This is a genomic window from Escherichia sp. WS1450, assembly GCF_046487395.1.
Classification (GTDB): Bacteria; Pseudomonadota; Gammaproteobacteria; order Enterobacterales; family Enterobacteriaceae; genus Escherichia; species Escherichia coli.
On the sequence record NZ_JBJQJO010000043.1, the window covers coordinates 1 to 13240 of the forward strand.

Below are 13240 nucleotides of genomic sequence, written 5' to 3' on the forward strand. Positions count from 1 at the left end.
CCGCCAGTGCATGGACCGCTGCCGGGCGGGTGAAACATGGCCTCCTGACCTGGCTGAGTTTGTGGCACTGATTCCGGAAAGCGGGGCCAATCCATTCGGTCTGACGGTGGGTGCTGTGATGGAGGAGTACCGACGCTGGCGCAATGAGTCCTGGCGATACGACGGAAGCGATAAATACCCGTGGTCTCAGCCTGTGCTGTATCACATATGCCTCGAGATGCGTTCAAAGGGGATTGAACGCCAGATGACCGAAGGGGAGTTAAAACGGTTTGCAGAACGGCAACTGACGAAATGGTCAAAGCATGTTGGTATGGGCCTCAGCGTTCCGCCAGTCCGGCGACAACTGGCGGCCCCCAAACGCCCGTCGGGACCAACGCCAATTGAGTTGCTGAAACAGGAATATGAACGCCGGAAAGCGGCTGGTTTTGTATGAATTGTGAAGGAGATTTTTCAGGAGGACTTGTGAAAAAAGTATTTACACAGGAAGAGCGGGAAAAAATTAAGAGGCAGGTTGTCGAACTCGTGCGACAGAGCGGGCGCGAGACGTTACGACAACTGGAAGCGAAAACAGGTGCGACAAGATATCTGCTGAGCGTTCTTGCCAGAGAGCTGGTTGCCAGTGGTGATGTATACAATTCAGGCTACGGATTATTCCCGTCTGAGCAGGCGCGTAAAGACTGGCAAAACGCCCGCAAAAAACTATCAAGGGAAAAGGTGAAAAAACCGGTTGTGGTTGATCCTGACCTTATCTGGTCATTACCAGACGGAGAAATACGCCGCTACGACAGGCGTCAGAACATAATCTGTTGCGAGTGCAGGAAGAGCGAAGTTATGCAGCGCGTGCTGGCGTTTTATCAGGGAAATTATCAGGGGGGCTGTGAGTAAAATTAGCTATCAGGCTTCAATTATCGCTGGCATTCGCATCAAAGGAGAGGAGCATGGAAATAAAACCAGAAGATGAGTTAAGTAATATTGTTTTATTTCCGGTAAAAGAGGATGACCCACGTAATCAGGTTAATTTTCTTTATGAGCCATCGGAAAGACCATATTGTCATCACGCCTCTGTCCGGGTTGACGAAAAAGAGCGTCAGGTCCGCTGTAAAATCTGCGGTGCAGTTGTGGAGCCATTTGACTGGATGCTCTCTGTGGCGAAAAGAGAAACCAGACTGGCAGATGATGTAAGGCTCTTGCGCCAGGAGGAACGGGAAAGGCGAAAAAATATAGAAAAGCTAATTCAGATTGAGCGTAACGCGAAAGCGCGGATACGCAGGGTGACAAAATCCAGAACTGAATAATTAAATTTAGCACTGTTAAAAATTTAATCCTTAACCGGAGGGATTTCTGCACCTTCAGAACAGCAGGAGGCCACCCGAAAGGGCGGTAGTGAAATGCGAAAGTTCAAAATAATTATTGAAACTGGAATAGCTGGTGGAGATTTTGAGGATGTATTCGAAGTGGACGATGACGCAACACCTGATGAAATTCATGACGAAGCAAAAGAAATTTTCTTTAACTACTGCAATTACTCATATCACGAAATAAAAGACGAAGAGGAAGAACAAAATGGCTGGTTTTGGTTCAACTAAATACAACGTCAGTTTTGAAGAATGGCATGAACTGTTAATGGATTATGCAGAGTTACGTGGTGGAAGTGCTGCTGATGCTGAAGCCTGGCGTGATGACTACGAAGCAGGAAAAACTCCGGTCGAAGCATATTGTGATGAGTGGGGCGATGAATGAGCGAGATTAATTATCAGGAAGGGCATGAAACGGCAGGGCAGGCAAAACCAGTTGCATGGCGATATCGCTACGTGAAAAAAGGCGTTACGGACTTTCAGGAGAAGATGTGGGTTGGTGACTGGAAATATGTACCGACAAAAGAGGATTGCAACGACAGGCCGAGCTATGAGATTCAGGCCTTATTCACTGCCCCGTCAGTCCCGGTGACATCAGAAGGACTGGTTAAAGCCGTGCGCTTTTATGAACAGGTAAAGCGTGAGAATCCACCAGTCGAAACAGGAGCATGGAAAGATGCTGTTGATTGGGTGCTCAAAGAGGCCTGCTGTGCTGTCATTCTGAGTAAAGCCGACAATCCACTGGCATCCAGTAATCAGGTTGGCGAATTAACAATGTGGGTTAAACGACTGGTCAGTCAACTGAAAAAAGCTCAGCCGGACTGCAAATTACCGGAGAAGGCGATGGATTACCTGAAACGAAATGGACTGATAAGCGCGGAGGATATTTTACGATGACCTGGCCTGAAGCATTCACAACGGCAGGAATTGCAATGGCGGAGGCGCTGGTGATGTATTCTATTTGCGGTTGGGGATAAATCGTTGAAAAAAGCTCCCGACACAAACATGAGTCGGGAGCTTTGATTTATATGGCTTACGAATCCGCCAGCAAGAGAGTGGGCGGACATTTTATTCTAACACCGGAATTCTGTGGGGACAAGTTTATAAGAAATCGGTTTCATAACTTTGTCCGCCATGATAAACACCTGCGATAAAGACTTTATTGTCATCAACGGCAAAAGCAATAATCGTTCTGTGGCGGAAATGAGTTACCCGCATCCCCTGGCGAATATCATCGCGTTTATTGCCCCGATGCGGAAATGCAGAAAACCCATCAAGATAATCAAGAAGCGCATTGGCATAATTGTCAGCAATGACGCCTCCTGCTTTCTCCGTTATATATCTGTGCAGGTTTATTATCTGCTGTTCGGCCTCGGGGGTAATGATGACTTCAAATGTCATGCAGACTACTTCCCGGATCTAATCGCGGCGCGAACCTGTGAAATGGAGCGTCCGTTGTTTGGGTTTTCGCGGATAGAATCAAGAGAGGGGGCGACTGAATGCGTTAACCACGCTTCGATTGCTTTATCGCGCTCATTCAGTGCGCGAAGCCCTTCACGAATGACCTCGCTTTCTGAAGCATAGGCACCGGAAGCCACACGGGAGCGCACCATGTCAGCCATCTCGTTAGTTAATGTAATACTGAATTGTTGGGTTGTACGCATGGTAAACCTCACGGAGTAGGATAGAACACCATTCGATGATAGCACGCTGCCTGTTGACGACAACAGAAATCAGAGACAATATTGCCTCCAGCCAGCCTGAACAACTGGCACCTGCTGCGCCAGCAGAGACAACGGATGGCGCACGATACCAGATTACACAATTCTGATAATCTCGCCGTCTTTGCCAGCAGGCACGGGCGGCATTCACACGCATTCAAATCTGACTGGTTCCGGCATGATCCATGTACTGAAGAACAGGCAGAGTGGCTAATTCAGAACTACCGCAGACGTGGTTACGAGTTTCAGAAAGACCTAAGTCTTGACCGCCTGTACTGGATCATCTCCGTCAGGCTCCCTTATTCCGAACGCCCACCGCGTCCATCCCGCACGTACCAGCAACGGATCTGGAGGTAACGTGAGGGTATTAGTGACACCTGAAATTGCTCACCGTCTGGGGATTGTACTTTTCAGACCCGGTCCTGATGCGATGCCTTTGTTTATGCAGGGGCGTGTGCTGGTGGAGCCTGAACCGAAAAGCATGCGCGGTCTGCCGTCCGGAGTCGTTCCTGCCGTTCGCCAGCCGTTGGCGGAAGATAAATCATTACTCCCATTTTTCAGCAATGAGCGTGTGATTCGTGCTGCCGGCGGCGCTGGTGCACTGTCTGACTGGCTGTTGCGTCATGTCAAATCCTGCCAGTGGCCTCATGGTGACTATCATCACAGTGAAACCGTCATACATCGTTACGGTACCGGAGCGATGGTGTTGTGCTGGCACTGCGACAACCAGCTGCGTGACCAGACATCCGAATCACTTGAGCAACTTGCTCAACAAAACCAGGCAGAATGGATGATTGACGTCATACGCCATGCAATGAACGGCACGCAGGAGCGGGAATTATCGCTGGCTGAATTATGCTGGTGGGCGGTGTGCAATCAGGTGACGGATGCACTACCCGAGACAGTATTGAGTCGTTCGATGGGATTACCTGCGGAAAAAATACGCTCTGTATACCGCGAAAGCGACATCATACCAGGAGAAAAGACCGCCACCAGCATACTGAAACAGCGCACAAAAAATCTTGTGCTGCCGACCCACCAGCAACAGAACCGACCACAGGAAAATAAGGTGGTCACCCTTACCGTTGATCCCGATTCTCCGGCTCAGTATCTCCGGCGCCAGAAACCACAACGGGAAGAGATGCCCGTATACACGCGCTGGGTAAAAACGCAGAAATGCATGACGTGTGGCAATCAGGCAGATGATCCGCATCACATCATTGGTCATGGACTGGGAGGGATGGGAACAAAGGCTGACGATTTATTTGTTATTCCGCTGTGTCGTAAATGCCACAACGAACTGCATGCCGGGGTAAAAGAATTTGAAGAAAAACACGGCAGCCAGCTGTTGTTGTTGATTTGTTTTTTAATGCACGCGAAAAATTCGGGCGTCCTGAAGTGGAATGCATAAATGACTGAACACATAGAATTTGTTTTGCCTTACCCGCCAACGGTGAATACTTACTGGCGACGTCGTGGCAGCACATATTTTGTATCAAAAGTCGGTGAACGTTATCGCCGGGATGTGGCGTTAATTGTTCGCCAACAGCGGTTGAAATTAAACCTGTCCGGAAGGCTGGCAATAAAAATTATTGCAGAGCCACCGGATAAGCGCCGCCGCGACCTGGACAATATCCTGAAGGCACCACTGGATGCACTGACGCATGCCGGACTATTCATAGACGACGAGCAGTTTGATGAAATTAATATTGTGCGCGGTCAGCCCGTTCCTGGTGGGCGGCTGGGGATAAAAATCACAGAACTGGAGTGCGCATGAATAACCAGTATTTACAGTTTGTGCGTGAGCAGCTCATTATCGCCACCGCTGATTTGAGTGGGGCAACAAAAGGTCAGCTTGAAGCCTGGCAGGAGAATGCCATGTTCGATACAGGGCGTTACAGGCGTAAAAAAATCCGGTACCGCGATGAAGTGACTGGAAAAATGATAACGCGGGATAATCCACCAATCCCGGGAAAACAATCGCTGGCGAAAGGCTCATCAATTGCCCTGGTCAGCCCGGTTGAGTTTTCGACATCATCATGGCGGCGGGCGGTTCTGTCTATTGAAGAACATCAGAAAGCCTGGTTGTTGTGGTGTTACAGCGGGAGTATTTGCTGGGAGTATCAGGTCACTATAACCCACTGGGCATGGGAAGAGTTTAAGGCCCATTGTGGCAACAGGAAAATTGCAGAGAAAACACGGGAACGCCTGAAAAAATTAATCTGGCTGGCGGCGCAGGCAGTAAAAGCAGAAATTTTTGGTAAGGAAGGTTACGAATACCAGGATCTGGCATTACTGGCGGGAGTGACAGCCAAAAACTGGTCCAAAACATTTACTGGTCACTGGATTGCAATGAAACACATTTTTCACCGGCTGGATAGTGAGGCTTTATTGTTTGTGACGAGAACACGTTCAAAACAAAAGGCGGCATTTTCACAGTAAAGTATTGCAAAAGTAGATTAAAAGGCATATATTTCGTGTGAATTTGATATTCTGCCGATTTTGTACGTAATGGCAAATCAAGCAAAACCCGCCGCCGAGTGGGTTTTTTTATACCTGAAAAAGACACAGAACATTAAATGTGATGGCTATTGTGCTATGAGTTTTTCCTGCTATGAAGCTTCTTGACTACATGGAGCTCCATTTGTTATGCAATATATTGTTATGTTTTTGAGTTGTTAATGGTGTTGCTATGGATGACAGTACTCTGCTCAGGTACTCTTCACTTTTTGTTGCTTATATGGGATGTCTTGGGTGGGGAAGCGCTTACTTTTATGGCTGGGGTACATCCTTTTATTATGGTTTCCCATGGTGGGTGGTTGGGGCTGGTGTCGATGATGTGGCCAGAAGCCTTTTTTATGCCGTTACAGTCATTGTTATATTCCTGATTGGGTGGGGAGTCGGTGTTGTTTTCTTCCTGGGGATCAAACAAAAAAATAATGTGCAGGATCTGAGTTTTATCAGACTTTTTCTGGCGATATTGTTGCTTTTTGTTCCGCCTGCTCTGGAGTTTTCAGTAATTCATCGACGCGTTGCGCTAGATGCATTGGTTTTATGCGTTATTGCTGCCTTAATAATTACGGTTTTTGTCAGGTCAGGAAGAAGACTTATTTCAGTCAAATGTTTTTCGGAAATGTCTTTTATTCGTCATCACTGGATTGAGTGTATGATGGTCGGATTCATGATCTATTTCTGGGGATTTTCACTTATTGCCGGTTGGTACAAACCCCAGTTTAAGAAGGAATATCAGATGCTCCACTATGATAGTGTCTGGTATTATGTTCTTGCACGCTATGATGACAGGCTGGTGTTGTCGAAATCGTACAGTAATGGGAGTTCTACATTCGTTATACTTAATAGCGGGCAGATTGATGACTTCGAAATTAATGTAGTCAGAGTGCGTTAATATTGCCTGAGTAATTTTCTGTTGACCGCTCAAATTCTTTTACCATGTGTAGGCCAATATGCAGGATTTAATCAGGGAAGGGTATTGCAGAGCAAAACTGGCATAAGTATTATTCCGCATACGGCCCTTTAGCTCAGTGGTGAGAGCGAGCGACTCATAATCGCCAGGTCGCTGGTTCAAATCCAGCAAGGGCCACCAACCGCCACTAGCTCATCAGGAGAGAGCATCAGCCTTCTAAGCTGACTGTGCGGGGTTCGAGTCCCCGGTGGCGGTCCAGCGCCGACTTACCTCAGTCGGCAGAACAGTTTAGTTGTAACCATCAGGCCACCACTTCAATTCCGGTAGTCGGCACTAAATTTCCAGGCTCGTGCTCACGGCCTGCTTCATATCCGCGCCAGGTCCGTCGCGATTAAACCACAGGGCTTTTCAGGAGGGGCCACAGAGAGCGTCACACTGACCATTCCCTGTGGCTTGTGCTGAGATCCGGTCAGTGAAATTGTGCAAAGGGAATCTTCGGGAGCTTTGGGCAGAATGTCAGTTATTGATGTTGACATCCTCCACACCCTGAAGGTCGGGGTTTTACGGCGCACTGGATAAAATACCTGAACAAACAGCCTCTTCGTGCGGCTTTTTTATAACGAGATTCTGACTTGCTGCCGTCCGTAATGTCGGATGGCGGAGGTGAGGGACTATGAGAATGGACGAACGATACAGTAACGCTGCATACGGCAGCGCAGGACTTGTTGCGTTCTTTGCCAGCCTGTCACTGCAGGATTGGGGATTTATTATCGGCGTGGCGTTCAGTATCATTCTTGGTGTTCTTACTTATCGCCTTAACAAACGGGAGCAGGAAAAACGAACCCGCATATTGCTCGAAATTCTGGAACGAACTAATGCCGGTAATGTTCCGGCTACGGCACATGCTGTGGCTGAGATTGCGAAAAAGGCACCAAAAGAAATATGACGAATATCCCGGGAGTGAGGGGATAATATACCTTTTAACAAAATCCGGGAACATGAAACGCCCGGAACGTTTCATGAGACATGCCCCGTGGGGAGCAGGGCATAACTGTGCGGAATAGCTTTCATTGTGATATCAATAATCACGGTATTCAAAATATTACGGGCCTGTGGGATCAGGTTGTTTTTTGTCTGATTCCAGAGGGAAGGGACGCTGTTTCGGTTCTCTGAACTTTAGTGATAATGAATTGAAAATCCTCATTTTTTGCTGCCATGCATAATGTCTGTCCCATGAACAGGGGGGGCTCAATTCTTCATTCACCCATGCGTTAATATCTTGTTTCAGGTGTTGAAGCATATGGGGTGTTAATGCACTCATAATAATATCCAGCGTTTTATGCGAGAGTTTACCGTAAGGGTCTGCAAGGATGCTGCTCGTTGCTTCGTTATTATCCACCATAAGTGGAAGTAGCGCTGATTTAACTTTTTCTGTCATTAGTTGCAAAAATCTACTGCGCAAATTTTCTTTACTGTTCATTTCTGAAGCCTCATCTGTTGTCGTTTGGTTTTCCTGAACGGGTATGTTTATGAGACATGCTGGTACTGGATTATATACCTGATATATCCAGGGCTATAAACCTTTAGATCCTGATAAATATACATGAACGCAAAAATCAGATACGGCCTGTCGGCTGCCGTTCTGGCGCTGATTGGTGCTGGCGCATCTGCTCCTCAGATACTTGATCAGTTTCTGGACGAAAAAGAGGGTAACCACACAACGGCATACCGCGATGGTTCTGGCATATGGACCATCTGCCGCGGTGCCACGGTGGTGGATGGAAAACACGTTTTTCCCGGAATGAAGCTGTCGAAGGAAAAATGCGCTCAGGTTAATGCCATTGAGCGTGATAAGGCGCTGGCATGGGTGGAGCGCAATATTAAAGTTCCACTGACCGAAGCACAGAAAGCGGGTATTGCGTCATTCTGTCCCTATAACATTGGCCCCGGTAAGTGTTTCCCGTCGACGTTTTATAAGCGGCTTAATGCCGGTGATCGAAAAGGCGCCTGCGAGGCGATTCGCTGGTGGATAAAGGATGGTGGGCGCGATTGCCGCATACGTTCAAATAACTGCTATGGACAGGTTATTCGTCGTGACCAGGAAAGCGCATTAGCCTGTTGGGGGATAGATCAGTGAGCAGAGTCGCCGCGATTATTTATGCTCTGGTTATCTGCATCATCGTCTGCCTGTCGTTGGCGGTCAATCATTACCGTGATAACGCCATAGCCTACAAAGAACAGCGTGATAAAAAAGTCAGTGAACTGAAGCAGGCGACCGCCACCATTACTGACATGCAGCAGCGTCAGCGTGATGTTGCTGCGCTCGATGCAAAGTACTCGAGAGAATTAGCCAATGCGAAAGCTGAAAATGAAACTCTGCGCGCTGATGTTGCCGCTGGCCGTAAGCGCCTGCGGGTCAATGCCAGTTGCTCCGAAGCCGTGCGTGAAGCCACCGGACCCACCAGCGTGGATAATGCAACCAGCCCCCGACTGGCAGACACCGCTGAACGGGATTATTTCACCCTCAGAGAACGGTTGATGACGATGCAGAAGCAACTGGAAGGGGCACAGGAGTATATCCGCACTCAGTGCATTAAGTAGCCTTTTTGTTATCAGGAGAATGTATGAAGAAATTACTGGTAACCGCAAAGCTCTTTAATGGAAGAATCCCGTTCCGGATTTTACAGCGTGGTCGTGTTCTGGCTGAAGGTACATTCAGTGGTAAATGCACGGAATGTTATTCACGAATATATGAAGTGGATGCCACGGATGAAGATATAATCGTTGAGTGTAATGCCGGGATTGTATCGGCCACATTGCTTCATGGGCGAATTGAGTTGTCGCTGGAGGATGCGGCAAATGAATTACCAACTGGCAAAACTTTATCGCGGTAAACATTTCGCAGGGTATGGGATTGCAGTTAATGGTGAGTTACTGGAGGGGCAGCTTTCCGCCAGGACAGAGTCACGCGGAGGCGAGCCACCAACAGTCACTGTGACTTTCAGACTGACAGCAGAACATATCGAGAATCAGCCCGTCATTCAACTGAACAGGGTGTGAGGTATTTATGCCATCACGAATCCCACGTGCCTGCCGTAAGCGTGGATGCGCAGGTACAATCACAGACAGTTCTGGTTACTGCGATAAACATCGTGTGCGACCGTGGTTGCTCGGTATCTTTGTCTCTCTTGGTAACTTATTTGTTCGAACCGGTTTACAACTTACAGGATATAAACATGCAAGAAGAAGCAAATAAAATTCTTGTTGATTTATTGAAGAAGGCCAGCGATGGAATTGATTCCGCCATTGCATTCAGTCAGGCTCAGATTCCGGATGTTGTTCATCAGTTGCTGGTATGGAATATGGTTGATAGCCTGATTAAAACATTAATAGCCATTTCAACAATCCCTCTGGTTTTCTGGTTTATGAAGAAGCAGTGCCAAAGAGTTGAGACAGGTAAAATCGGTGATGAAGGATATTCATGGGAGAAGGGAAATCCCAAATACAGGCCGACAATGGTTTGGGATAGCAAAGGTGATATTAATCTTCTTATCGTGCCATTGGTTGGAGTTTTGACTATGTGGGGGATTTTTATTATTTGTGCAGTAACCAATATGACATGGTTAAAAATCTGGCTGGCACCTAAGTTATATCTAATCGAATACGCAGCATCACTAATTAAATAGTCCATTACAAAAGCCATTCGCTACAGAGTGGCTTTGATAATGGCTTATACCCTGTACGGGATAACTTAATTGATATCCCTTTTAACGGATAAAGGTATTCAAGCCTGACACATCATTCGCTATATAGTCGCCGTATTCCCGTATGAACAGAAACCGTAGCCCGACGGGGAACTCCTTCTGCGCGAGTGTGCGGGAATAATCAAAAACGATGTACACCGGGTTTTTACCGCGTTAATGATTCGCGGGTTTATCCCTCATAGTCGCCTGTCCGGTGCGATGGTGGAAGAAACCGGAAGCTGTATTACAGAAAGTGCTACTACTGTATCCTGATGCGATGTATGTAATGTGAGTCAGATAATGGCACAGGATGTGGTGATGTGGCAGTCTGGAACACAGGATATATTGTCAGAATAAGACCCGTAGGAATAAAAATGAAAAGACGCCTTTCACTACTTTTTCTGTTATCTGCCCTGGCAGTGGGATGCTCGCAGCAAAAAGCTGATGAGCCCCGGCAATTAGTGACGGTGTATCCACGATATCCGGAATATGCTGCAGCAAATTATATCAAGGGGCTGGTTGAGGTTAAGTTCGATATTGGTGCTGACGGGACTGTGACACGGATCGTTTTTCTCCGCTCAGAGCCTCATAATTTGTTTCGTGATGAAGTGGTGAAGGCCATGGCGAAATGGAGATTTGAAAAGAATAGTCCCCGTCAGGGAGTGAAGAGACAATTTATCTTTACGCCATCACGTCCCTGATGCTTCCAGGTAGAGAGGGGCTGGAAGCAGGAGAAAAATGAAAGAGCCAGCGGTTATATTTTTGTCATGGCTGACGAGAAATGATGGAAGAAGGCGTTGTATGCCACACAACGCCTCACTGTTCATTTCTTCTTTTTCTCTGGTGTAACCCGATGAATAAGAGTTGCACTGGTTTCCGATGAGATGGCGATATGCTCGGGCAAAGTATGCTGGCAGTTTTCCAACTGGTCAAAAATATCTGCTCTCGTCTGTTGCAATGCCTGCAGCATGCGGCGGCAATGCGCCTTTGCTTTTGCTAACCATCTTTCCTTCCTCTATCAGTCGCTGCGTGAACTCATCATGGAATACCAGGTAAATGCGGATGTTATCGGTTTTGGCTACGCAGCATAGTACAAAACGGACAGGTGCATCCCGGAATGGGGGAGGCGTCACATGTCCCTGTGATGGTTGTTCCGGGTAATGCACTGTGTGGGGCATAAAAATGTCCGATAATTTTACTTTCTACCGCAGTTAGTTGATTCGTTGGTCCTGGTAGCACATTGGGCGAGGGTTTAAATGCCAGGCAACTGAAGGATGATGTTGCAAGGGAGATAGCGAGAATATTTCTGATTTTCATTTGATGATGCCTCTGTGTGAAATGACGGTAAACGACGCACTTGTGCCGGCACATAATAGCAAGCATCAGAATAGATCAGATTCGATTCTTGCTGTAAGTGATAATTATTCTCGTTTTTTTTCGGGTCCTTTCCGGCAATCCGGCCCGTTACGGGGCGTCGACCTCGCGCAAAACAACTCCTTATGAAATTTTTACGGGAAATTCAGATCCGTTCTTCTTTCTTGTAAGTCATTGTGTATATTGAATTTTATTTGTTCTGAGAAAGGATCTGATAAGGCTTCGTTTCGCCTGAAAAGGCAGTTTTAAGATCCTTTCTTAAAAAAACGGGTCATTTTCTTGCTGGAGGGGATGCTGGTGTGAGGGTTAACAAGAAAAAGCTGGCTGAGATTTTTGATGTTGATGTGCGGACTATATCCACCTGGCAAAATCAGGGGCTGCCGCTGATATCAGGCGGCGGGAAAGGGAATGAAGCGATTTTTGATACGGGAAAAGCGATTGAGTGGTTCGCTCAGCGTGAGGCCGACATTGAAAATGAAAAACTTCGTAAGGAAGTCGACGATATGCGCGTGGCTGCTGAGTCGGATCTGCAGCCCGGTACGATTGATTACGAACGCTACCGTCTCACAAAAGCACAGGCAGATGCGCAGGAACTGAAAAATGCTCGTGAGGAAGGGCTGGTTCTTGAAACGGAATTATTTACCTACATTTTTCAGCGAGTTGCGCAGAATATATCCGGGATCCTTGTTCGTGTTCCGCAGACACTGCAGCGTAAATACCCTGATATATCACCAGCACATCTTGATGCTGTGAAAACTGAAATCGCGAAAGCATCCGATGTGGCTTCTGAATCAGGTGAGAATGTGTGCAGGTGGATTGATGATTTCAGACGAGCTGAGGGCGGCTAACTCTACAGGAGCGATAACGACTGGTCTCCTTGCGCTAAAAATTCCTGTACCCCTGACGACAGTTCAGTGGGCAGATCAACATTATTACCTGCCGAAAGAGTCGTCTTACACACCAGGGCGGTGGGAAACATTGCCGTTTCAGGTTGCCATAATGAACAGTATGGGTAATGACCTGATCCGCACTGTTAATCTGATTAAATCTGCCCGTGTTGGTTATACAAAAATGCTGTTGGGAGTGGAGGCTTATTTTATTGAGCATAAATCCCGCAACAGTCTGCTTTTTCAGCCCACGGACTCAGCTGCTGAAGATTTTATGAAATCTCATGTTGAGCCAACGATAAGGGATGTTCCTGCATTGCTGGAGCTGGCTCCATGGTTCGGAAGAAAACACCGCGATAATACGCTCACCCTGAAGCGTTTTTCCTCCGGTGTGGGGTTCTGGTGTCTGGGTGGTGCGGCAGCAAAAAACTACCGTGAAAAATCCGTGGACGTGGTCTGTTATGACGAGCTTTCCTCGTTCGAACCGGATGTTGAAAAAGAGGGCTCGCCAACCCTGCTGGGGGATAAACGTATTGAGGGCTCTGTATGGCCAAAATCCATTCGCGGCTCGACGCCTAAAATCAAAGGCTCCTGCCAGATCGAAAAAGCCGCTAACGAGTCGGCGCATTTCATGCGTTTTTATGTGCCCTGCCCGCACTGTGGGGAGGAGCAGTATCTGAAATTTGGCGATGAATCCACGCCTTTTGGCCTTAAATGGGAGAAGGACAGCCCCGAA

Annotated in this window: 23 protein-coding genes, 2 tRNA genes and 2 pseudogenes; 23 read left to right on the top strand and 4 right to left on the bottom strand. The window is 47.5% G+C overall.

The features are described from left to right. The 6 genes from ACJHYR_RS25585 to ACJHYR_RS25610 all read left to right on the top strand — a co-directional run. Positions 1–433: replication protein P (locus ACJHYR_RS25585; protein WP_410233170.1), on the top strand; the 433-nt coding region annotated here is incomplete at its 5' end. Between the two features lie 29 nt (positions 434–462). Beyond that, positions 463–885: a DUF977 family protein gene (locus ACJHYR_RS25590; RefSeq protein WP_029400497.1), complete on the top strand. Its 423-nt coding sequence runs from the start codon at positions 463–465 to the stop codon at positions 883–885. A gap of 53 nt (positions 886–938) precedes the next feature. Further along, positions 939–1295 (top strand): hypothetical protein, encoded by a 357-nt coding sequence (locus ACJHYR_RS25595; protein ID WP_001296187.1) that lies wholly within the window; start codon positions 939–941, stop codon positions 1293–1295. 93 nt (positions 1296–1388) lie between these two features. Then, a complete protein-coding gene (locus tag ACJHYR_RS25600) occupies positions 1389–1586 on the top strand; it encodes a hypothetical protein (RefSeq protein WP_029400499.1) in 198 nt (65 codons plus the stop codon). After that, entirely contained in the window at positions 1564–1740 is a 177-nt protein-coding gene (locus ACJHYR_RS25605) for a hypothetical protein (protein WP_032303751.1), read from the top strand. The genes ACJHYR_RS25600 and ACJHYR_RS25605 overlap by 23 nt, the downstream gene beginning before the upstream one ends. Next, a complete protein-coding gene (locus ACJHYR_RS25610; RefSeq protein WP_029400500.1) occupies positions 1737–2252 on the top strand; it encodes a hypothetical protein in 516 nt (171 codons plus the stop codon). Before ACJHYR_RS25605 ends, ACJHYR_RS25610 begins: the two co-directional genes overlap by 4 nt. Before the next feature lie 204 nt (positions 2253–2456). On the opposite strand, the gene ACJHYR_RS25615 is transcribed toward ACJHYR_RS25610, so the two are convergent. After that, on the bottom strand, positions 2457–2756 hold the full coding sequence (locus ACJHYR_RS25615) for a type II toxin-antitoxin system RelE/ParE family toxin (protein WP_029400502.1): 300 nt from the start codon (positions 2754–2756) through the stop codon (positions 2457–2459). Between the two features lie 5 nt (positions 2757–2761). Next, positions 2762–3019, bottom strand: a complete 258-nt coding sequence (locus ACJHYR_RS25620) for a type II toxin-antitoxin system ParD family antitoxin (RefSeq protein WP_029400504.1) — start codon at positions 3017–3019, stop codon at positions 2762–2764. Positions 3020–3154: 135 nt separating this feature from the next. Between ACJHYR_RS25620 and ACJHYR_RS25625 the strand changes: the two genes are divergently transcribed. From ACJHYR_RS25625 to ACJHYR_RS25660, 8 genes are all read left to right on the top strand, one after another. Next, complete coding sequence (locus ACJHYR_RS25625) at positions 3155–3433, top strand: hypothetical protein (protein ID WP_032303752.1); 279 nt, start codon at positions 3155–3157, stop codon at positions 3431–3433. A 1-nt stretch (position 3434) separates the two neighbouring features. Then, entirely contained in the window at positions 3435–4487 is a 1053-nt protein-coding gene (locus ACJHYR_RS25630; RefSeq protein WP_072837491.1) for a DUF968 domain-containing protein, read from the top strand. Next, positions 4488–4853: a RusA family crossover junction endodeoxyribonuclease gene (locus tag ACJHYR_RS25635; RefSeq protein ID WP_032353514.1), complete on the top strand. Its 366-nt coding sequence runs from the start codon at positions 4488–4490 to the stop codon at positions 4851–4853. After that, positions 4850–5518: a bacteriophage antitermination protein Q gene (locus ACJHYR_RS25640; protein ID WP_032353515.1), complete on the top strand. Its 669-nt coding sequence runs from the start codon at positions 4850–4852 to the stop codon at positions 5516–5518. Before ACJHYR_RS25635 ends, ACJHYR_RS25640 begins: the two co-directional genes overlap by 4 nt. A 250-nt stretch (positions 5519–5768) precedes the next feature. Continuing rightward, positions 5769–6482 (top strand): hypothetical protein, encoded by a 714-nt coding sequence (locus ACJHYR_RS25645; protein ID WP_029400660.1) that lies wholly within the window; start codon positions 5769–5771, stop codon positions 6480–6482. A gap of 122 nt (positions 6483–6604) precedes the next feature. Beyond that, positions 6605–6680: transfer RNA gene (locus ACJHYR_RS25650), tRNA-Ile, on the top strand. A 1-nt stretch (position 6681) separates the two neighbouring features. Next, positions 6682–6758 (top strand) — tRNA-Arg (locus ACJHYR_RS25655). A gap of 415 nt (positions 6759–7173) precedes the next feature. Continuing rightward, entirely contained in the window at positions 7174–7446 is a 273-nt protein-coding gene (locus ACJHYR_RS25660) for a hypothetical protein (protein ID WP_029400649.1), read from the top strand. Positions 7447–7668: 222 nt separating this feature from the next. Here the strand turns inward: ACJHYR_RS25660 and ACJHYR_RS25665 are convergent. Further along, positions 7669–7938: pseudogene (locus ACJHYR_RS25665) on the bottom strand (hypothetical protein); the annotation flags it as partial. Positions 7939–8103: 165 nt separating this feature from the next. Between ACJHYR_RS25665 and ACJHYR_RS25670 the strand changes: the two are divergent. From ACJHYR_RS25670 to ACJHYR_RS25695, 6 genes and pseudogenes are all read left to right on the top strand, one after another. Next, the gene (locus tag ACJHYR_RS25670) at positions 8104–8637 is read left to right on the top strand and encodes a lysozyme (protein ID WP_059328170.1); all 534 of its coding nucleotides are present in this window, start codon (positions 8104–8106) and stop codon (positions 8635–8637) included. Further along, a complete protein-coding gene (locus ACJHYR_RS25675; protein ID WP_059328171.1) occupies positions 8634–9101 on the top strand; it encodes a lysis protein in 468 nt (155 codons plus the stop codon). The genes ACJHYR_RS25670 and ACJHYR_RS25675 overlap by 4 nt, the downstream gene beginning before the upstream one ends. 23 nt (positions 9102–9124) lie before the next feature. Continuing rightward, on the top strand, positions 9125–9394 hold the full coding sequence (locus tag ACJHYR_RS25680) for a hypothetical protein (RefSeq protein WP_032304101.1): 270 nt from the start codon (positions 9125–9127) through the stop codon (positions 9392–9394). 173 nt (positions 9395–9567) lie between these two features. After that, positions 9568–9669, top strand: a pseudogene (locus ACJHYR_RS25685) (HNH endonuclease); the annotation flags it as partial. Positions 9670–9736: 67 nt separating this feature from the next. After that, positions 9737–10186 (top strand): hypothetical protein, encoded by a 450-nt coding sequence (locus ACJHYR_RS25690; RefSeq protein WP_059328172.1) that lies wholly within the window; start codon positions 9737–9739, stop codon positions 10184–10186. 431 nt (positions 10187–10617) lie between these two features. Further along, a complete protein-coding gene (locus tag ACJHYR_RS25695; protein WP_029400675.1) occupies positions 10618–10944 on the top strand; it encodes a TonB family protein in 327 nt (108 codons plus the stop codon). Between the two features lie 122 nt (positions 10945–11066). On the opposite strand, the gene ACJHYR_RS25700 is transcribed toward ACJHYR_RS25695, so the two are convergent. After that, positions 11067–11213: a hypothetical protein gene (locus ACJHYR_RS25700; protein WP_223715944.1), complete on the bottom strand. Its 147-nt coding sequence runs from the start codon at positions 11211–11213 to the stop codon at positions 11067–11069. Here ACJHYR_RS25700 and ACJHYR_RS25705 point away from each other — a divergent pair. The 3 genes from ACJHYR_RS25705 to ACJHYR_RS25715 all read left to right on the top strand — a co-directional run. Continuing rightward, positions 11212–11334, top strand: coding sequence for a hypothetical protein (locus ACJHYR_RS25705; protein ID WP_255401887.1), 123 nt, complete (start codon positions 11212–11214; stop codon positions 11332–11334). The genes ACJHYR_RS25700 and ACJHYR_RS25705 overlap by 2 nt on opposite strands. Before the next feature lie 582 nt (positions 11335–11916). Then, positions 11917–12465, top strand: a complete 549-nt coding sequence (locus ACJHYR_RS25710) for a terminase small subunit (protein ID WP_059328174.1) — start codon at positions 11917–11919, stop codon at positions 12463–12465. Further along, positions 12437–13240 (top strand): phage terminase large subunit family protein (locus ACJHYR_RS25715; RefSeq protein WP_410233171.1); only part of this gene is annotated, 804 nt, incomplete at its 3' end. The genes ACJHYR_RS25710 and ACJHYR_RS25715, both read left to right, overlap by 29 nt.